This window comes from Microbacterium sp. HMWF026 (genome assembly GCF_003061325.1).
GTDB lineage: Bacteria > Actinomycetota > Actinomycetes > Actinomycetales > Microbacteriaceae > Microbacterium > Microbacterium testaceum_E.
Genome location: NZ_QAJB01000180.1, coordinates 1 through 19,023 on the forward strand (window position 1 = coordinate 1; position 19,023 = coordinate 19,023).

Annotated in this window: 18 protein-coding genes, 1 tRNA gene and 1 pseudogene; 9 read left to right on the top strand and 11 right to left on the bottom strand. The window is 69.3% G+C overall.

Features of this window, described 5'->3' with window-relative positions; genetic code table 11:
• The 3 genes from DBR36_RS07600 to DBR36_RS07610 all read left to right on the top strand — a co-directional run.
• A partial coding sequence (locus DBR36_RS07600; RefSeq protein ID WP_258222615.1) for a hypothetical protein occupies positions 1 to 380 on the top strand: 380 nt, incomplete at its 5' end.
• A gap of 293 nt (positions 381 to 673) precedes the next feature.
• Positions 674 to 1,435 carry an SDR family NAD(P)-dependent oxidoreductase gene (locus DBR36_RS07605; RefSeq protein WP_108318277.1) on the top strand — a complete coding sequence of 254 codons (762 nt, stop codon included), beginning with the start codon at positions 674 to 676 and terminating at the stop codon, positions 1,433 to 1,435.
• A 59-nt stretch (positions 1,436 to 1,494) separates the two neighbouring features.
• Positions 1,495 to 2,037, top strand: coding sequence for a cysteine hydrolase family protein (locus tag DBR36_RS07610; protein WP_108318292.1), 543 nt, complete (start codon positions 1,495 to 1,497; stop codon positions 2,035 to 2,037).
• 484 nt (positions 2,038 to 2,521) lie between these two features.
• Here the strand turns inward: DBR36_RS07610 and DBR36_RS07615 are convergent, their stop codons facing one another.
• The 3 genes from DBR36_RS07615 to DBR36_RS07625 form a co-directional block, all read right to left on the bottom strand.
• The gene (locus tag DBR36_RS07615; protein ID WP_108318278.1) at positions 2,522 to 3,766 is read right to left on the bottom strand and encodes a sugar ABC transporter permease; all 1,245 of its coding nucleotides are present in this window, start codon (positions 3,764 to 3,766) and stop codon (positions 2,522 to 2,524) included.
• A 13-nt stretch (positions 3,767 to 3,779) separates the two neighbouring features.
• On the bottom strand, positions 3,780 to 4,535 hold the full coding sequence (locus DBR36_RS07620; protein ID WP_258222616.1) for an ATP-binding cassette domain-containing protein: 756 nt from the start codon (positions 4,533 to 4,535) through the stop codon (positions 3,780 to 3,782).
• Positions 4,536 to 4,676: 141 nt separating this feature from the next.
• Positions 4,677 to 5,762 carry a sugar ABC transporter substrate-binding protein gene (locus DBR36_RS07625; protein ID WP_108318280.1) on the bottom strand — a complete coding sequence of 362 codons (1,086 nt, stop codon included), beginning with the start codon at positions 5,760 to 5,762 and terminating at the stop codon, positions 4,677 to 4,679.
• 225 nt (positions 5,763 to 5,987) lie between these two features.
• Between DBR36_RS07625 and DBR36_RS07630 the strand changes: the two genes are divergently transcribed.
• From DBR36_RS07630 to DBR36_RS07650, 5 genes are all read left to right on the top strand, one after another.
• A complete protein-coding gene (locus DBR36_RS07630) occupies positions 5,988 to 6,761 on the top strand; it encodes a DeoR/GlpR family DNA-binding transcription regulator (RefSeq protein WP_108318281.1) in 774 nt (257 codons plus the stop codon).
• A gap of 164 nt (positions 6,762 to 6,925) precedes the next feature.
• Complete coding sequence (locus DBR36_RS07635) at positions 6,926 to 8,440, top strand: FGGY-family carbohydrate kinase (protein ID WP_108318282.1); 1,515 nt, start codon at positions 6,926 to 6,928, stop codon at positions 8,438 to 8,440.
• On the top strand, positions 8,437 to 9,915 hold the full coding sequence (locus DBR36_RS07640; protein ID WP_108318283.1) for an FGGY-family carbohydrate kinase: 1,479 nt from the start codon (positions 8,437 to 8,439) through the stop codon (positions 9,913 to 9,915). The genes DBR36_RS07635 and DBR36_RS07640 overlap by 4 nt, the downstream gene beginning before the upstream one ends.
• On the top strand, positions 9,912 to 10,532 hold the full coding sequence (locus DBR36_RS07645; protein WP_108318284.1) for a histidine phosphatase family protein: 621 nt from the start codon (positions 9,912 to 9,914) through the stop codon (positions 10,530 to 10,532). Before DBR36_RS07640 ends, DBR36_RS07645 begins: the two co-directional genes overlap by 4 nt.
• Positions 10,533 to 10,572: 40 nt before the next feature.
• Positions 10,573 to 11,631, top strand: a complete 1,059-nt coding sequence (locus tag DBR36_RS07650) for a 2-hydroxyacid dehydrogenase (RefSeq protein WP_219927633.1) — start codon at positions 10,573 to 10,575, stop codon at positions 11,629 to 11,631.
• 308 nt (positions 11,632 to 11,939) lie between these two features.
• Here DBR36_RS07650 and DBR36_RS07655 read toward each other — a convergent pair.
• Positions 11,940 to 12,013: transfer RNA gene (locus DBR36_RS07655), tRNA-Gly, on the bottom strand.
• 232 nt (positions 12,014 to 12,245) lie between these two features.
• Between DBR36_RS07655 and dcd the strand changes: the two genes are divergently transcribed.
• Positions 12,246 to 12,851, top strand: a complete 606-nt coding sequence (gene dcd, locus DBR36_RS07660) for a dCTP deaminase (RefSeq protein ID WP_108318286.1) — start codon at positions 12,246 to 12,248, stop codon at positions 12,849 to 12,851.
• A gap of 23 nt (positions 12,852 to 12,874) precedes the next feature.
• On the opposite strand, the gene DBR36_RS07665 is transcribed toward dcd, so the two are convergent.
• The 7 genes and pseudogenes from DBR36_RS07665 to DBR36_RS07695 all read right to left on the bottom strand — a co-directional run.
• Complete coding sequence (locus DBR36_RS07665; protein WP_108318287.1) at positions 12,875 to 13,801, bottom strand: NAD(P)/FAD-dependent oxidoreductase; 927 nt, start codon at positions 13,799 to 13,801, stop codon at positions 12,875 to 12,877.
• The gene (locus DBR36_RS07670) at positions 13,798 to 15,174 is read right to left on the bottom strand and encodes an FAD-dependent oxidoreductase (RefSeq protein WP_108318288.1); all 1,377 of its coding nucleotides are present in this window, start codon (positions 15,172 to 15,174) and stop codon (positions 13,798 to 13,800) included. Before DBR36_RS07670 ends, DBR36_RS07665 begins: the two co-directional genes overlap by 4 nt.
• Entirely contained in the window at positions 15,171 to 15,983 is an 813-nt protein-coding gene (gene cobA / locus DBR36_RS07675) for a uroporphyrinogen-III C-methyltransferase (RefSeq protein WP_108318289.1), read from the bottom strand. The genes DBR36_RS07670 and cobA overlap by 4 nt, the downstream gene beginning before the upstream one ends.
• Positions 15,980 to 16,870 (bottom strand): ABC transporter permease, encoded by an 891-nt coding sequence (locus DBR36_RS07680; RefSeq protein ID WP_108318290.1) that lies wholly within the window; start codon positions 16,868 to 16,870, stop codon positions 15,980 to 15,982. The genes cobA and DBR36_RS07680 overlap by 4 nt, the downstream gene beginning before the upstream one ends.
• Positions 16,860 to 17,618: an ABC transporter ATP-binding protein gene (locus tag DBR36_RS07685; protein ID WP_108318291.1), complete on the bottom strand. Its 759-nt coding sequence runs from the start codon at positions 17,616 to 17,618 to the stop codon at positions 16,860 to 16,862. Before DBR36_RS07685 ends, DBR36_RS07680 begins: the two co-directional genes overlap by 11 nt.
• Position 17,619: 1 nt before the next feature.
• The gene (locus tag DBR36_RS07690; RefSeq protein WP_375136065.1) at positions 17,620 to 18,678 is read right to left on the bottom strand and encodes an ABC transporter substrate-binding protein; all 1,059 of its coding nucleotides are present in this window, start codon (positions 18,676 to 18,678) and stop codon (positions 17,620 to 17,622) included.
• A 113-nt stretch (positions 18,679 to 18,791) separates the two neighbouring features.
• Positions 18,792 to 19,023: pseudogene (locus DBR36_RS07695) on the bottom strand (sulfate adenylyltransferase); the annotation flags it as partial.

Below are 19,023 nucleotides of genomic sequence, written 5' to 3' on the forward strand. Positions count from 1 at the left end.
CCCCCCAGGCTGAGCCCATGAGATGTGTGACCTACGCCGGCGAGACCGTGACCACGACCGATGACGTGGCGGAGGCGCTTGTGCAGCTCACCGCCTCCATCGCTGCCGACGGGCAGGCCGAAGCGGTCAGCATCCCGATCGTCACCACCACCGGAGACACCGAGGAGGCCGAGCTGGTGATCGGCGTCGGCAACGACGTGCTCAGCGCCCCGGCCGACGACTGGACCGGCGACGAGCCCGACTTCGCCTGGGCGGCCGAAGAGCTGCGTCAGCACAAGCGTTTTCCGCAGGCGCCCGCCATCGCCCACGAGCAGACGATCGACACCGACAACCCGGATGCCTTCTGGGACCCCGACCTCGACGGTTTCACCCGCGCCTGACCCCCCCCGCACCGGCGGGGGGAGCTCGTCAAGCCCACCCTCGCCGGCGCACCGCGGCCTAGCGTGGGTGCTCCGCAGCGGACGCGACCGGTTCATCGCCCCGCTGCGTGAGCCCCGGTCAGTCCGGGCGACCCGCCGTTTCGCGGCGTCGCCCGGACGCTCGGGGGCTCTGGTCCCTCAAGTCCAGGGGCGCATTCGACCGCGGTGGGCCCGCGTCCCGTGTCCGACTCCGGGGGGAGCGTTCACCGCCGCGCCGCCACTCCGCACGGCCCCCCGCCCGCCAGGATGGACCCATGCTCTGCTCCCTCGTCACCGGCGCCTCGCGCGGTATCGGGCGCGCGATCGCCGTCGCGCTCAGCGCACGGGGCGACCGTGTCGCCGTGCACTACGGCTCCGACCGCTCCGCCGCCGAAGAGACCCTCGCGCTCCTGCGCGGCGAGGGTCACGTCCTCGTCGGGGGCGACCTGTCCGACCCCGCCGAGGCCGAGCGCGTGGTGGACGAGGCGCTCGCCGCCCTCGGTCGCATCGACGTGCTCGTCAACAACGCCGCGATCGCGCCGAACGCCGAGACCTCGCACCCCATCGCGACCGCGGATTACGAGACGTGGCACCGCACATGGGAGCGCATGGTCGACGTCGACCTGCGCGCCCCGGCGAACATGACGTTCCTCGTCGCGCGGTCCCTCATCGACCGCGGGCTGCCGGGATCGATCGTCAACGTCGGCTCGCGCGGCGCTTTCCGCGGCGAGCCTGAGTTCCCCGCGTACGGTGCCGCCAAGGCCGGCCTGCACGCGATGGGGCAGTCCCTCGCGATCGCGCTCGCCCCGCACGGTATCGCCGTCACGAGCGTCGCGCCGGGGTTCGTCGGCACCGACCGGCAGCAGCAGAAGCTCACCGGGACCGAGGGTGACGGCATCCGGGATCAGAGTCCCTTCGGTCGCGTCGCGACGCCCGAAGAGGTGGCGGATGCCGTGGTGTACCTCAGCTCGCCGCGCTCGCAGTGGGCGTCGGGAGCGATCCTCGACCTCAACGGCGCCTCGCACCTGCGCAGTTGAGCGTGTCGTCCGCGAGCAACCCCTCGCGGTCGCCGTCGACGGGGGTCAAACTCGAGAGCATGCAACCCGTGCTCGTGATCATCGACATCCAACGCGACTACTTCCCCGGGGGTCGGCATCCGCTCGTCGGACCGGATGCCGCGGCCGACGCGGCCGAGAAGGTTCTGTCGTGGCAGCGGCGGCAGGGCGCGCCCGTGATCCACGTGCGTCACGAAAGTCCCGCGGGCGGCGGCTTTCTCGAGGTCGACACGGACGGCGCCGAGATCGACTTCCGCGTCGCTCCGACGGCGGACGAGACCCTGATCGTCAAGCACGCGCCCAACTCGTTCGTCGGCACCGACCTCGACGACCGCCTGCGCGCCCTGGGCGATCGGCCCCTGCTTGTCGCCGGCATGATGACGAGCATGTGCGTGGATGCCACTGTCCGCGCCGCGATCGACCTGGGCTACGACGTGACGGTCGTCGGCGACGCCTGCGCAGCCCCCGACCTGGCACATGACGGCGTCGAGGTGGACGGGCGGACCGTGCACACCGCGTTCCTCGCCGCGCTGAGCGGAGCGGGCGCGACGGTGGTGACGAGCGCCGAGGTGGTCGCGGGCTGAAGGACCGCATTTCGGATAACCGCCCTCTCGAACTTCCCCGCGGTGAGAGGGCCGTTTGCACCTTTCGTGAGGCAAGGTGGAGAGGTCATGCGGCTCTCGGACGACGGAACGATGTACGCGGTATGAATCGGAGGGTCCCTCCAAGCGGTCGTGGGCGACGAGCAGTTCGCTTTACGGCGACGTCGGATTACGCACCTGGAAATGTTCATCCGACTGCGAGGTGGGCAGAGAGCTTGCGGGTTTCGTTGGGCTGATAAGACCCGCAGCAAGCGGACCACACAATATACGGCCGACCAGGAGCGCCTGGGTCGAACGGTGGGGCCGGGACATGAGAGAGCCGGTCAGGGTCGCAGCAAGCGTGACGGGGTGTGTGGAGAGGCTTCATGACGCAACGGTGTGGGGCGCTGCAGGCCTGGCCGGTGAACGGCCGAGGCGGGGCCCCGCGCGCAACCGCGAAACCCCGCCTTCGCTGTCGGTTGTGTCGTCAGGCTCTTCCGTGGGAGCTGCGTGAACGCCGAGCGATGGCATCCAGCGCCACGGCGATGAGGACGACGGCGCCGGTGACCATGAAGCGGATGGAGGAATCCAGGTTCAACAAGGTCAGACCGCTCGAGATGGACTGAATGACCAGGATGCCCAGAAGCGCCGCGAATGCGGAGCCGCGTCCTCCGAACAGGCTCGTTCCACCGATCACCGCGGCGGCGATGGCGTTCAGATTGATGTCGCCGCCACCGCTTTGCTGTCCCGCCGCTGCCAGTCGCCCCGCGGCGAGCAGGCCGCCCACGGCGGCGAAGGTGGAGCAAAGGACGAAGACGGAGATGTAGGTCGCGCGCACGTTGATGCCCGAGCGCCTCGCCGCCTCGCGATTGCCGCCGACGGCGTAGACGGCACGCCCCCAGGACGTCCGGGTGAGTGCGTAATTCATGATCAGCACGAGTGCGACGAAGAAAACGAACATCCATCCGATGCCGCGGGCTTGGTACAGATACAGCACCACCAGGGCGAGCGCAGCGGTGAGGGCGATGGCGGCAAGCAGGATCGAACCCGTGGATTGCGCGGACAGTCCAGCCTTGCGCCGAGCCCTGGCGCGGCTGAACCAGGTGAGGAACAGCGATGCTCCGGCGACCACGGCCAGGGCATATCCAACAGGTGCGGGCACGAATGCCAGTTGTCCGAAGTAGACCAGGAACGAGTCGAAGGGCAGGTTGACGGTGCCGGTGGGGCCGAGCACGAAGAGCTGCAGGCCGAGGAATCCCAGGAGGCCGGCGAGGGTGATGACGAAGGAGGGGACACCCAACCGGGTGTAAATCTGGCCGTAGACGAAGCCGATGACGACGGCCGCGAGCACGGCGACGAGGAGGGCGAGCGCGATAGGCCAGCCGTTGCCGACGAAGTTGACGGCCATGATGGCGGCGGCAAGACCTGACACCGAACCGACGGAGAGGTCGATTTCACCGACCAGGAGTACGCAGACGATGCCCAGGGCAAGGATGCCGATGGGTGCGGACTGCATGAGCAGGTTGCTCAGGTTCGCGCTGGAGAGGAAGAAGGGGTTGAGGATCTGGAAGATGGTCCAGATGACGGCGAGCCCGAGGATGACGGGGAGCAGGCCGAGGTCGCCGCTTCTGACGCGTTCGACAGCGGAGACGATGGACCCGCGGAAGCCGGAGGAGGAGCGCAGACGCTCATCCTGACGGTCGGTGGGGACGGCTGGGGTGGTGGCGGTCATTGTGTCGCTCCGGTCAACGGGTCTCTGCGGGTGTGGATGCACCGGCACGACGGCTGACGACGTTGTCGGTGGCGCCGGTGATGGCGGCGATGATCTCTTCCGAGTTGGTGTCCTTGACGGCGAATTCGCCGTTGTTACGTCCGAGGCGAAGAACGACGACACGGTCGGCGACGGCCATGACGTCCGCCATGTTGTGGCTGATCATGATTACGCCCAGGCCCTGCTCGCGCAGTCGTTCGACGAGATTGAGTACCTCGGCGGTCTGTGCGACGCCGAGGGCCGCGGTGGGCTCATCGAGGATGATCAGCTTCGGGTCTCCGAGCAGTGAGCGGGCGATGGCGACGGTTTGACGTTGACCACCCGACAGCGACGCGATGGGGATGCGCACCGAGGGGATCTTCGCCGAGAGTTGACGCATCAGCTCCCACGCGCGGACCTCCATGGACACCTCGTCCAGGCGCAGCTTCTTCAGCTCCTGGCCGAGGAAGAGGTTTTGAACGACGTCGAGGTTGTCGCACAGTGCGAGGTCCTGGAAGACGGTCGCGATGCCGCGGTTCAGCGCGTCGGTGGGGGAGGAGATGTTGACCTCGTCGCCGGCGAAGACGATGGAACCGGAGGTGGGCGTGTGGACGCCGGAGAGCACCTTGACGAGGGTGGACTTTCCGGCGCCGTTGTCACCGACGACGGCGACGATCTCGCTGGAGGAGACTTCGAGGTTGACATCGGTGAGAGCGGCGACGGCGCCGAAGTTCTTGGTGATGCCTCGCATGGAGAGCACGGTGTGGATGTTGGGAGTCGACGTGGCGACACCTTGGGGTCCTGAGGCGGCGGTTGTCACGGTGGACCTCTCTTTTTGCATTCGAGGGGGAAGAAGACGGGGGCGCCGCTACGGAGCGGCGCCCCCGGGGCATCACTTGATGCCGAGGGCCGAGCAGGCGCTCGCGTAGGCGTCCGTGCACACCTGGTCGGCGGTGTAGATGCCACCGTCGAAGATGATCTCCTTCACGTTCTCGGACGTGACGATCTCCGGCGTGAAAAGCTGCGCGGGGGTGTCGAAGAGGGTCGTCTCGCCCTGCGGGCGGTTTCCGGAGATGAACCCGTAGGCGGCCTCGGCGGCCGCATCCGCGACGGTCTTGATCGGCTTGGAAATTGTGTTGTACTGATCGCCCGCGATGATGCGCTGAATGGCGGCGATCTCCGCGTCGTTACCCGTCACGAGCGGCAGCGGTGTGACCCCGGCGGCTTTAAGGGCTGCGATGGACCCGCCACCGGTGCCGTCGTTGGCGGCGACGATGCCGGAGATCTTGCTGCCGAACTGTGTGATCTGACCGCTCACCCAGTCCTGAGCCTTCTGCGGGTCCCACTCGGGGGTGTCGTAGCTGGCCAGGACGTCGAAGCCGCTTCCTTCCACGCCGGCGTTGATGCCCTTCTTGATGAGCTGAGCTGCGTCATCGGTCGGCGACCCGCCGACGATCAGAACGCCTCCGGTGGCGCCGTCCGCCTTGAGCTTCTCCACCAGGGATTCGGAGATCATCTTGCCGATGCCCTCGTTGTCGAAGGAGACGTAGTAATCGGCGGGGGTGTCCACGATGGGACGGTCGTACGTGATGATCGGGATGTTCTGCGACTTGGCGCTCACCACGATGGCGGCGGCGGCCTTCGTGTCGACGGCGTCGAGGACGATGGCTTTGACGCCCTGCGTCATCGCGGCGTCAGCCTGCTGCTGCTGCTTCTCGGGGTCGGAGTCGGCGTTCTGATAGATGACCTCGCAGTCCGGGCACAGTTCCTTCATCTTCGCCTGGAAAAGCGGGGAGTCCTGCTGTTCGTACCGAGTGGAGGCGAGGTCGGGCATGAGGAAGGCGACTTTGCCGCCCGCCGCGTCGCCCCCGGAGGACGCTCCTCCACCCGCACAGCCAGCGAGGCCGATGGCGGCAGCCGCGACGGCGCCGATGGCCAGGGCTCGGGGCAAAGCGCGAAGCGCGTGAGAGTGGTTCATGAAATCTCCTCGTTGAGTCCTCAGCGCACAAGCGCGTCGTGTGGTGAGCCGCTGAGCGAGACGCTTCACGTCGGCTGTGACGGGATGTTAGCACCGGGAACGTTAAAACCGTCAAGTCAAATGTGAAAAATAACCATTGCATCGTTATCCGGCTGTAAGCCTCGGCGGCGCCGGGTGGCTCCAACGCGGAGTCGGTCTGTACCGTGTTGCACCAAGGAGGTTGCGATGAGCGCGCAAATCACGCGAGAAGAACGTCAGCGGACCATCCTGGACTTCATCCTCCGAGCCGGCACCGCGACGGCGACGGACCTGGCCAGCCTTACCGGGCGCAGCTTGATGACCGTCCACCGCGATCTGGACGATCTCGCCGCGCGCCGGCTCGTGCGCAAATTCCATGGTGGCGTGAGCGCGCTGCCGACGAGTGTGTTCGAGTCCAGTTCGGACTTCCGTCTGCAGCGCTCGGTCGCCGAGAAGGCGGCCCTCGCTCGTGTCGCTCTCACGCTGGTGGAGCCCGGGATGGCGGTCATGCTCGATGACTCCACGACGGTTCTCGCGCTCGCACGAATGCTGCCCGACGTGGCGCCCCTGACGGTGCTCTCCAACTATCGACAGGTTCTGGAGGCCCTGAAGGACGCCTCCGAAGTGAACGTCATCGTGATCGGAGGCACCTACTCTCGCACCCACGACTCCTTCATCGGCCCGCCCGATCAGACCAACCTCAACGCCTACGCCGCCGACATCGCTTTCCAATCCACGTCGACGATGGACGGCAGATGGACGTATCACCAGGAACAGGACGTTGTCAGCATGAAGCGCGTGATGCTTCAGACCGGTCGACGCCGGGTGCTGTTGATGGATGGATCGAAGGTTGGCCAGACGTCGCTGCACCGATTCGTCCCGGTCTCGGACTTCACCGACGTCATCGTCACGGATGACGTCCCCGCCGACGTTCGGGCGGAGATCGCGGAAGTGGCCACGGTGCACGTCGCGGCAGACTGACGCCGTTCTCACGAAGAGCTTGCATTTTTTAACAGCTAAGTTGTTATAGTTCTCATCATCGGGCTTGATGCCGCGTTCGGCGGACTCGACTCGACGGATGGAGGACCCGGCGACGCGCGCAGATGCGCGTCGCTTGCCTCCCTCTCGACGCAGAAGGAGAACAGATGGCCGTCATCGCCGTTGATGCGGGAACCACCATGATCAAGGCCGTCGGCTACGACGAAGAAGGCAACGAGGTCGTGGTGGTCCGACAGGCCACCACGGTGCTGCACCCTCGATCCGGCTGGGCCGAGCAAGACATGCTGGCCGTCTGGGACGCGGTCGTCTTCGCGGTACGAGGCGTACACCGCAAGCTCAACGCCGAGATCGACTACATCGCGTTGACGGCGCAGGGCGACGGCAGCTGGCTCGTCGATAACGCAGGCCGCCCGACAGGCCCGGCCATTCTCTGGAACGACGCGCGCGCGGCCGACATCGTCGCGGGCTGGCAGGCTGAGGGCACCCTTGAGCGTGCATTCGCCATCAACGGATCTCAGACGTTCCCCGGGCTGCCGAACGCCATCCTCACGTGGATGCAACAGAACGATCCGGAACGACTCGCCCGCTCGTCCTCGACCCTGACCTGCGGTGGGTGGTTGTTCTTCCAGCTCACCGACCGGCGGGCCGTCGACCGGTCGGATGGGGCGGCACCGTTCATGGACGTAACGACGCTGACGTACTCCGACGAGCTGTTCGCGATGTACGACATGCCCTGGGCGCGGCGCCTCTTCCCCCCTCTCCTCGACGACACGGACCGGACGAGCGCGTTGTCCGCTCGCGCCGCGCACGAGCTGGGGCTGTCCGAAGGCCTCCCCGTCGTCCTGTCGTCCTACGACATCGCCTCCACCTCCATCGGTATGGGGGCGGTGAACGCCGGGCAGGCATGCAGCATCCTGGGCACGACACTGTGCACCGAGATCGTCACCGACCGCACCCGCGTCGAAGAACGCTCCACCGGACTCACCATTCCGCTGGGCGTTCCGGGCATGTATCTCGCGGCGTTCCCGACGCTCGCCGGCGGGGAGGTCGTGCAGTGGGCATGCACGGCCCTGGGCCTCGACCACCCTGCTGAGGTCACGACCCTCGCCTCCCAGGCGCCCCGCGGAGCGGACGGGCTGCAGTTCCTCCCCTACCTCTCACCCGCTGGCGAGCGGGCACCGTTCCTCGCGGGGAACGCGCGCGGATCCTTCGTCGGCTTGTCTCTCGAACACGGTCGGGAGCACATCGCACGCGCCGTGCTGGAGGGGCTGACTTTCGTCATCCGCGACTGCCTGGCGGCGGCGCCGGTGCGTCCCAGCGAACTCCGCGTCTGCGGAGGTGGTGCCGCCAACGGCCTCTGGTTGCAGCTGATCGCCGACGTCACCGGCATTCCAGTCATCCGGTCGGCCGACACGGAGGTGGGCGCGAAAGGTGCATTCCTCCTAGGCCTCGTCGCAACCGGTGGGGCCGACAGCATCGCTGCGGTTGCGGACTACTACGTCCGGGTCCGGGACATTTTCGAGCCCGATCCGGACGCTGCCGCCTTGTACGAGACGCTGTACGACGACTTCCTCGCCGCCCGCGAAGATCTCTCCCGAACCTGGAAACGGTCCGCACAACTGCGCGAGCGCGTCCGGTCCTCCGCTTCGAGTGCCACATGAGCTCCGAGGCAGACATCTGGGTCGGGATCGATCTGGGCACCCAAAGCGTTCGATGCGTCGCAGTGGACGATGACGGGCGCATTCACGGCAGCGGCTCCTCCGCTTTGACGAGCCACCGAGAATCCGGACGACACGAGCAGGACCCCGACCAGTGGTGGGACGCCGTCGTCGATGCGACTCGCACTGCCATGGCGACGGTGCCCCCGGATCGTGTCCGCGCCGTCGCCGTCGACGCCACCTCGGGGACGATTCTCCTGACCGACGCGAGCGGCGTCCCTGTCACCGAGGGCATCATGTACGACGACGCCCGAGGCGCGGACGCCGTCGATGCCGTCAATGAGGCGGGTGGCGCGCTGTGGGAGTCGCTGGGTTATCAGCGGATGCAGCCTACGTGGGCGCTGCCGACCCTGGTGCATCTTCTCCGGGGGCGCGACACCGCCGGCCTTCGGGTCCAGCACCAAAGTGACTTCATCAACCGTCGCCTCATCGGCGAGCTCGCCGCGAGCGACCTCAGCAGCGCGTTAAAGACCGGTGCAGACCTTGCCGGAGAGCAGTGGCCCTCGGACGTCATGGACGCGCTGGGGATCGACGATTCACTGCTGCCGCCGCTGGTGCGGTCCGGCCGGCCGCTGGGTGTCGTCAGCGCGGGCGCCGCAGAGCAGACGGGGCTGCCCGCCGGCACCGTCGTCATCTCGGGCGCCACGGACGGGTGCGCGGCCCAGCTGGGAGCCGGCGCCATCACGCCGGGTAGCTGGAACTCCGTCCTGGGTACCACGCTCATTCTCAAAGGGGTGTCGAGCTCGCCGGTGAGGGATCCCCTCGGAGTGGTCTACTCGCATCGTGGCCCCGACGGAGGGTGGCTGCCGGGAGGCGCCTCCAGCAGCGGGGCGGGTGTCATCTCCGCGCGCTTCGGCGGGGCAGACCTGGGCCAGCTGGAGAACGCACTTGCCCGTCGCGGGCTCAACCCGGACGTCGTCACATACCCCCTCGCGACACCCGGCGAACGCTTCCCCTTCGCCGCCCCGGGTGCTCACTCGTTCACTCTCGGGTCTCCCGTCGATGACGTCGACGAATTCGGGGCGCTGCTGCTGGGGTTGGCGTTCGTGGAACGTCTGAGCTTCGAGTACCTGCGCTCACTCGGCGCGTCGACCGATGGGCCCTGGATCCTGACCGGCGGGGGAACCCGAAACCGGCTGTGGAATCAGCTTCGCGCAGATGTGAACGGACGAGACGCGACACTGACGGCGAACGCGGAGCCCGCCCTCGGGATGGCAGTGCTCGCGGCGGCATCTCAGCGCTCGCTCGCCACGGCCGCGGACAGCATGGTCGTCGTCCGCGAACGCATCCATGCAGCTCCCGAAGCTGGTGCGCGGTATCAGGCGAGCTACGAAACGTTCGTCCGACATCTCGAGCGCCTCGGCTGGCTCCCCGCCCACGTCGCCCGCATCGCCCTCACCGGAATGGCACGCACATGACCCGCATCGCACTCGCCCGTCACGGCCAAACCGTCTGGCACGACGAAAACCGCTATGCCGGACGCAGTGACATCGACCTCACCGAAACGGGAGTAGCGCAAGGTCGTGACCTCGCGGCCTGGGCGTCCTCGGCGGGTGTGACCTCCATCGCTTCCTCCACCCTCCGACGTGCGATCAGGACGGCCGCCCTCAGTGCCGAGACGACCCGCCTCACCCCTGGTACGGACCCGCGCCTCGTCGAGATCGACTTCGGACGCGGCGAGGGGCTGACGATCTCGGAGATGGAGGCCACCTTCCCCGACGCCGCCGCCTCCTTCCGTGCGCGACCGGCGACGAGCCCCTTGCCCGGCGGTGAAGACCCCGCCTCGGCCGCGGAACGCTTCATCGACGGCCTCGCCGACCTGTCGGACGCGGACCCCACCGGTCTCACCCTCGTCGTCGCCCACACCACCGTCATCCGTCTCGCCCTGTGCGCACTCGTGGGGGTACCGCTGGACGAATACCGGCGCATCTTCCCCGCGCTAGGCAACTGCACCATCACCGAGATCGACTTCACTCCTTCCACCCGTCGAGCAGCGCTTCTCACGCTGAATGCACCTCCCACGCCGGTCGGCTAAACGTCGATCTCCAATCGAAAGGACCCCCATGACTACGCGAGTGCTCACCGCCGGCGACAATTTCGTGCTCGACAGCCTTCTCCAGGACGCCCTGACCTCAGTCATCCCCGCGGCCTCCCTGGACGTCACCCATCACACCCTCCCTTGGCCGGACGTGCCCTTCGGCCCCATCGGGGAAGTCATCGAGGCGTCCGGCGATGAGGACCGCCTCATCGAGGCGCTGCGCGGCGTCGAGGTGTGCGTCACGCAGATGGCACCCTTCACAGAGCGGGTAATCGCCGCGTCCCCGGACTTGCGCCTCGTCTGCGTCAGCCGAGGCGGGCCCGTCAACGTCAACCTGGAGGCGGCGACAGCGCACGGTGTGACTGTCACCTCGGCCCCGGGCCGTAACGCGGAAGCCACCGCCGAGCATACGCTCGCCATGATGCTGTCCGCGATGCGGCGTATCCCGCAGACCAACGCCGACCTCAACGCTGGCGTCTGGCGCGGCGACTACTACCGATACGAGAACGTCGGCCCCGAGCTCGAAGGAGCGACCGTGGGCCTCGTCGGGTACGGAGCCATCGGCCGTCGCGTCACCCGCATGCTGAACGGCTTCGGCGCGGAGGTGTTGGTGTTCGACCCCTACGTGGACCAAGACCAGCTCGGGTCTCACGCCCGCGCGGTTGGCTTCGATGACCTTCTTGCCCGCTCATCCATCATCACACTCCACGCGCGAGTCACCCCGGAAACGACCGGGATGATGGGTCGCGACCAGATCGCAGCACTCTCACCAGGGGCGGTCATCGTCAACTGCGCGCGCGGCGCGCTGCTCGACTACGACGCCCTCTGTGACGCGTTGGACTCCGGGCACCTGTTCGGCGCCGCATTCGACGTCTTCCCCGAGGAACCCATCCCCGCTTCCTCGCGTCTGCTCACCACACCCAACATCGTCATGACCCCGCACCTCGCTGGCGCGAGCAAGGCGACCGCCTTGAATGCTGCTCGCATCGTTGCGGAGGATGTGCGCCGCTACTTGGACGGCGAGCCCCTCCTCTACGCCGCCAACCCAGAAGCCTCTGCGCATCGACGCAGTCTTTCCGGCGGCGATCGGGGATAGCGCGCGGGCGCCCGAAGGCGTCGAAGCGTGCACAGATGCCTCGCGAACCTATGAAGCCAGGGCCTCGGGGATGAAGGAGCCTCGCATCGTTCACATGTGTCGACGGGGCCTCAATGACGCTTTCCGGCGGGGAGTTGTTTGTCGATATCGACTCCCCGTTGCCATGCGGCAGGGCCACAGAAATATCGCGCCCGCTTATAAGCCGACAGGATCCCCGGTGCACTTGCATGGAGAAACGCCAACCTCAGCCTTGATCACGACAGCCTGACCTGACTGCGGATTTTCTGGCCTCGTTCAGGAAGTGATAGTGGAGGGGCTGACGGGAATCGAACCCGCGCTGTCTGCTTGGGAAGCAGAAGTTCTGCCATTGAACTACAGCCCCGGAGCCTTGCGGCAACCCGGCCAGCATAACAGGGTGCCCTCGGCATCCGGGATCGAAACCGCACACCCTCGACGAGGCCGTACGCGGACGCGCCCCCGCGCATGCGGGCTCGGCGAAGGCCTGCGGTCTCAGCGAACCCGCCCGGGTTGGGCGAACGCACGAGGGCTCGCCCGACCCGGGGCGGTGCGAGGCGGGGAGGCGGGGCGACCGGCGGCGCCCCTAGGCTGATGCCGTGCTGCTCTCCGATCGCGACATCCGGGCCCACCTCGACGACGGCCGCCTCGGCCTCGATCCGTTCGATCCGGCGATGGTGCAGCCCTCGAGCGTCGACGTGCGACTCGACCGGTACTTCCGGCTGTTCGACAACCACAAGTACCCCTTCATCGACCCGGCCGAGGATCAGCCCGAGCTGACGCGCCTCATCGAGGTCGAGCCCGACGAGCCGTTCATCCTGCACCCGGGCGAGTTCGCGCTCGGCTCGACGTTCGAGCGGGTGACCCTGCCCGACGACGTCGCCGCACGGCTCGAGGGCAAGTCGTCGCTCGGTCGTCTGGGACTGCTCACGCACTCCACGGCGGGGTTCATCGACCCCGGCTTCTCGGGCCACGTCACCCTTGAACTGTCGAACGTCGCGACGCTGCCCATCAAGCTGTGGCCGGGCATGAAGATCGGGCAGGTCTGCTACTTCCGCCTGTCGTCGCCCGCCGAGAACCCCTACGGCTCCGGTCCCTACGGCAATCGCTACCAGGGCCAGCGCGGCCCCACGGCCTCACGGTCGTCGCTGAACTTCCACCGCACCGACGTCGGCAGCACGGACGCAGGTTCGCTGGGCGGCTGAGCCGCCGGGTCGCGCGCCCTGCGTCAGTGCGAGGTGCGCACCCCGACGAGGTCGTGCACCAGCACCGCCGCCACGCGCGCGCCCTGGCCCGCCGCCACGATGAGCTGCTGCGGACCCGGGGCCGCGACGTCGCCCGCCGCGTAGAGTCCGGCGACCGAGGTGCGGCCCGAGCGGTCCGTCACGAGGTGGCCCTCGGCATCCCGGTCCGGGGCGAGATCGGCGACGACGTCGAGCGGGGCGTCCCACACCGGGCGGACGAAGCCCCCGTCGATCTCGACGCGCGCGCCATCGGCCAGGCGCACCGCCGCGACGCGTCCGCGTTCGCCCTCGAGGTCGGCGATGACGCGTCGGTCGACGGCGATCCCGGATGCCGCGAGCTCGGCTTCGTCGACCGCGTCCACCGCGGCCGTGCCGTTGGTGAAGACCGTGAGGTGCGGCGTCCATCGCGCCAGCAGGCGCGCACGGGATGCGAGGTCGGGCGTCTCGCCGATGAGGGCGAGCGGGCGGTCGCGCAGGTCCCACGCGTCGCACGCGGCGCAGCTGAACAGCGTGATGCCGTAGAACGATCGCAGGCTCGGGATCTCGGGCAGCGTCTCGCGCAGGCCCGTCGCGAGCACGACCGCGCGGGTGCGCACCTCGCCGAGAGCGGCGGCTGCGCGCCCTCCGAGCGTGATGACGAAGCCGGTCTCGTCGCGAAAGACACGGGTGACGGGCGCGCGCTCCACGATCCGCACGTCGGGATAGGCCTCGAGTTCGGCGCGGCCGAGTTTGCGCAGTTCGATCGGCGGGATGCCGTCGCGGGTGAGGAATCCGTGCGAGCGCAGCGTCGCCGCGTTGCGGGGGCGGCCCGCATCGATGAGCAGCACCGAGGTGCGCGCCCGGGCGAGGTTGAGGGCGGCGGACAGGCCGGCGGGGCCGCCGCCGACCACGACGACGTCGACCGCGGTCACGGCACCAGTGCGCGGGAGCGGGCGATGGCCACCTGCTCCTCGCGCGGCACGACCTTGACCCGCTCGCGCGTGTGCTCATGGGCGGCGCCGAGCGCGCGCTCGTGGGCGTCGAGAGCGCGCCAGCCCTCCCACGTCGTGAACTCCACGCCGCGTTCGGCGAGAACGTCGAGCACGTCGCCGTCCACCGTGGGGGCTCTCAGCGCTCCCGCCTCGACGTCCGCGACGAGGTGGGCGACGGTCTCCATGGCATCCGATTTGGTGTGCCCGATCAGACCCACCGGCCCGCGCTTGATCCACCCGGTCGCGTAGAGCCCGGGCACCGTCGCCGAACCCTCGACCACGCGGCCCTCGACGTTCGGGACGACGCCGCGCACCGCGTCGAACGGCGCACCGGGCACGGGGCTCGAGAAGTACCCGACCGCGCGGTATACCTGCTGCACCGCGATCTCGCGGATCTCGCCGGTGCCGCGCACGGTGCCGTCGCCGACGGGCGCGGTGCGCTCGAAACGCAGCCCCTCGACGCGGCCCGTCCCCAGGACGGCGAGAGGCGAGTGGTAGAAGTGCAGGTGCAGGCGGCGGCTCGCTCCGGTCCGCGCGCGGGTGCGCCAGCTGTCGAGCACCCGCAGCATGACCTTGAGCTGGTTGTTCGGCGCCTGGGCGGGGTCGGCATCCGCGAAGTCCTCGTCGTGCACCACGATGTCGACGTTGGGCACCTCGCCGAGCTCGCGTAGCTCGATCGGGGTGAACTTGATGTCGGCGGGTCCCCGACGGCCGAAGACGTGCACGTCGGTCACGGCGGATGTCTCGAGTCCGTGCAGCACGTTGTCGGCGATCTCGGTCGAGCGCAGGTCGACGGCGTGCTTGGCGAGCACGCGTGCGACATCGAGGGCGACGTTGCCGTTGCCGATCACGGCGACCTCGCGCTCGGCGAGCGGCCACTCGCGCGGCACATCGGGGTGGCCGTCGTACCAGGCGACGAAGTCGGCGGCCCCGTACGACCCGGCAAGGTCGATGCCCGGGATGTCGAGGGGCGCATCGCGCAGGGCGCCGGTGGCGAGGATCACGGCGTCGTAGCGGGCGTGCAGCTCGTCGACGCCGAGATCGCGGCCCACCTCGACGTTGCCGATGAAGCGCGTCGCGCCGGTGTCGAGCATCTCGTGCAGCGAATCGACGATCCCCTTGATGCGCGGGTGGTCGGGGGCGACGCCGTAGCGGATCAGACCGTAGGGGGCGGGCAGTGCGTCGAACAGGTCGATGGCGACGCTGCCGCCGGCGTCGGTCACGGCGCGCGTGAGGATGTTGCCGGCGTAGATGCCCGCGGGGCCCGCGCCGACGATGGCGACACGGAGCGAGGCGAGAGAAGAAGCGGTCACAGCGAGGGTGCCTTTCGGGGAACGGCGAGCGGGTCGAAAGAGAGATCGAGGGATGCCAGCGCAGCCGGTGCGTACGGGCTCAGGCGCACCACGTCGCCGACGACCACGACGGCGGGCGAGCGCACGCCGCGCTCGGCTGCCTGCGCCGCGATGGTCGCGAGCGTTCCGACGGTGACGCGCTGGCGCGCGCCGAACCCGTCCTCGACGATCGCGACGGGGCACTCGGCGCCGCGGTCGCCCCGGGCGAGGGTGTGGGCCGAGTGCGCGAGCGTGCCGACGCCCATGAGCAGCACGACGGTGTGGTCGCGTCCCCCGCCGAGGTCGGCGATCTGGTCGTGCGCGGTGGCGACGGTGAAGCTCGTCGCCACGCCGCGGTGGGTGAGGGGGATGCCCGCGAGCGCCGGGACGGCGACGGCGCTGGTGACCCCGGGGACGACGCGGACGTCGATCCCCGCCTCGTGGCAGGCGAACAGTTCCTCGCCGCCGCGGCCGAACACGTACGGGTCGCCGCCCTTCAGGCGCACCACCGTGCGACCGGCCCTCGCCTCGCGCACGAGAAGGGCGTTGATGGCGTCCTGCGGTACGGCGTGGTGGCCGGGCCGCTTTCCCACGTCGATCACCTCGGCATCCAGGTGCACGCCGTCGGCGGCGAGACCGTCGAGCACGCCGCGCGCGCCCAGGCGGTCGGCGACGATGATGTCGGCGGACTCCAGCGCGCGCAGCCCCCGCAGCGTCAGCAGTCCCGCGTCGCCGGGGCCGGCGCCGACCAGCCAGACGGTGCCGGTTGCGGCACGCGCCCGCCCGGTCACTTCGCACCGCCCGAGAGCAGCAGGCCGCGACCGCGCAGCATCCGACGCTCGATGGGGCCGAAGAAGGCGAGCTCGATGAGGATGCCGATGCCCAGGATGACGATGATCGTGGCGAGGACCCCGGCGAGGTCGGCGAGGTCGCGCGTCTGCTGCAGCATCGTGCCGAGGCCGAAACCGATCGTGCCGCCCGAGGTGATGATCTCGGCCGCCATCAGCGAGCGCCACGAGAACGCCCACCCCTGCTTGAGGCCGGCGAAGTAGCCGGGCAGCGCGGCCGGCAGGATCACCGAGGTCGCGAGCTGCCAGCGCGAGGCGCCGAGCACGGTTCCCACCCGGCGCAGCTGGGGCGGAACCTGGTCGACGCCGGCGATGAGGCCGTTGACGATCGAGGGGATCGCGCCCATCAGGATGACGAAGTAGGCCGTGGCATCCGTGAGTCCGAACCAGATGATCGCCGCGGGCACCCACGCCACCGACGGCAGCACCTGCAGTCCCGAGACGATGGGGCCGACCGCGCGACGGATCGGACGCACCTCGGCCAGCAGCAGACCGATGGGCGTCCCGATCACGATGGCGATGAGGAAGCCCAGGATGCCGCGCTCCAGGCTCGTCAGAACGGCTTCCTGCAGGCGCCCGGTGTCCCAGGCGTAGCCGAGCGCGCCGACGACGTCCGCGGGGCTCGGCGCCTTGTCGGGTCGCGGGTCGGCGATCCAGATGTACGCCTGCCACGCCAGGACGGCGAGGACGACGAAGATCACCGGGGGCAGGACGCTGGCCGACCAGCGGCGCCAGCGCGGCGTGGCCGCGTCGGTGGTGGTCTGCAGGCGGTCGAGTCCCGCCTCCAGGCTGCGCAGGTCGTCGGCGCGGGTCGCGGTGTCAGCGGGCATTGCGGCGGATCTCCTTGCGCAGTTCGTCGGTGATGTCGGCGGCGAGGGCGCCCGCGTCGCGTGCGGCGACGTCGCGCGTACGCCACTCGCCCACGACGCGTCCCGGCCGGCTGCCGAGCAGCACGATGCGCTCGCCGAGGCGGACGGCCTCGCGCACGTTGTGGGTGACGAAGACGATGGTGCGACCGGTCGCGCGCCACACGCGCTCGAGCTCCTCGTGCAGCAGGTCGCGGGTGATGGCGTCCAGGGCGGCGAACGGCTCGTCCATCAGCAGGACCGGCCGGTCCTGGGCGAGGGCGCGGGCGAGCGCGACGCGCTGGCGCATGCCGCCCGAGAGCTCGTGCGGGCGCTTGTCGGCGGCATCCGCGAGGTTGACGGTGTCGAGCAGGGCCAGGGCCTCGTCGCGACGGCGTGCGCGCGGGACACCGCGCAGCCGCAGCGCCAGTTCGACGTTGCGGCGCGCGGTGAGCCAGGGCATGAGCGCGGACTCCTGGAACATGACCGCCGAGCCCTCGGCGGGCGTCCGGATCGCGCCAGCCGTGGGCCGGTCGAGGCCCGCGATCAGGTTCAGCAGGGTCGACTTGCCGCAGCCCGAGGCGCCGAGCAGGCACACGAACTGACCGGGGGCGATGTCGAGGGTGATGTCGTCGAGGACGACCGGGCCCGCACCGAAGCGCTTGGACACGCCCTCGATGCGCACGGCGGGCGAGGTCGCGACGGCGGGGACGTCGGTGCGGGCCGTGGTCATGTCACTCCTCGCCGAGTCCGGCGGCCGAGACCCGCGCGTCGCCGAGCTGCTGGTTGAGCAGGCGCAGGTCGAACAGGCCCTCGATCGACCCCGGCTTCTGCGTGCCCGCCTGCACGCCGTTGTCGACCAGGGTCGAGAACGTGTCGGCGTGCGGGTCGACCGAGAACGTGACGTGCTCGAGAGCGCGGGTGATGACGGCGTCGGCGAGCGGCTTGCCCGTGTCGGCCGAGATCTGCGCGTTGACGACCGTGGCGACCTGAGCGGGGTTGTCGGAGATCCATTTCACGGATGCCTCGTGTCCGGCCAGCAGCTTCGCCACCGTCTCGGGGTGCTCGTCGAGGAATTCCGTGCGCACCAGCAGCACCGTCGTCGGGAACTGTCCGTCGGGCCACTCGTCGGCCTCGTCGACGAGCACCTTCGCGCCGGCGTCGACGACCAGTCGCGACACCCAGGGCTCGGGCAGCCACGCGCCGTCGAGCTGGCCGTCCTTGAACAGCTGGAACGTCTGCGCGTTCTCGGTCGGGGTGATCGTGACGTCGCCGCCGCCCGAGGTGTCGGTCGCGAAGCCCTGCTTCTTCAGCCAGCCGCGCAGCGCGACGTCCTGCGTGTTGCCGAGCTGCGGGGTGGCGAGGGTCTTCCCCTTCAGATCGGCCGGGGTGTCGATCCCGTCGCGCACGACCAGCGCCGCCCCGCCCGTGGCGGCTCCGGCGACGATGCGGGCCGACTCGCCACCCGACTGGATGAAGGTGTTGATCGACGGGTTGGGACCGATGTAGGTCGCGTCGATCGCCCCCGCCGTGAGCGCCTCGATCGCGGCCGGACCGGCGTTGAACACCTCGGTCGACAGTTTCGTGTCGCCCAGCGCGTCCTGCAACAGGCCCTCTTGCAGCCCAACGAGCGCGGGGGCGTGCGTGACGTTGGCGAAGTAGCCGAGACGCAGTTCCTCGGCGGGGCCCTGGTCGCCGCTGCCGCTCGCGGCGGCGCCGGTGGCGCATCCGGTCATCATGGCCGCGATCAGTCCCAGGGTTGTGATCGCGGTCGCGGTGCGCAGTGTTTTCACGGTTCGCCTCCTTCGTAGGCAGTGAGAGGTGCGCCGGTCGGCGCGGTGGGGGCCCGCCGATGGTCGGCGCGAGGTCGAGCGCGCCGGCTGGCGCGCGGTGGGTCGTGCGCCGGTCAGCGCACGATGCCGGCGGCGAGGGTCGCGCCGTCGGACGGATGGATGACGAGGAACGAGCCCTCGTGGCGGCTGTCGCGGTAGGGCTCCAGCGGCAGCTCGGCGGCCAGGCGCAGTCGCGCGCGACCGATGTCGTTGGTGTCGAGCCGGTCGGCGGCGACGTGGGTGAGGGCGTCGAGGTCGTAGCGCGAGTCGATGGACGCCACGATCGCCTGCACCGTGGCCGTGCCG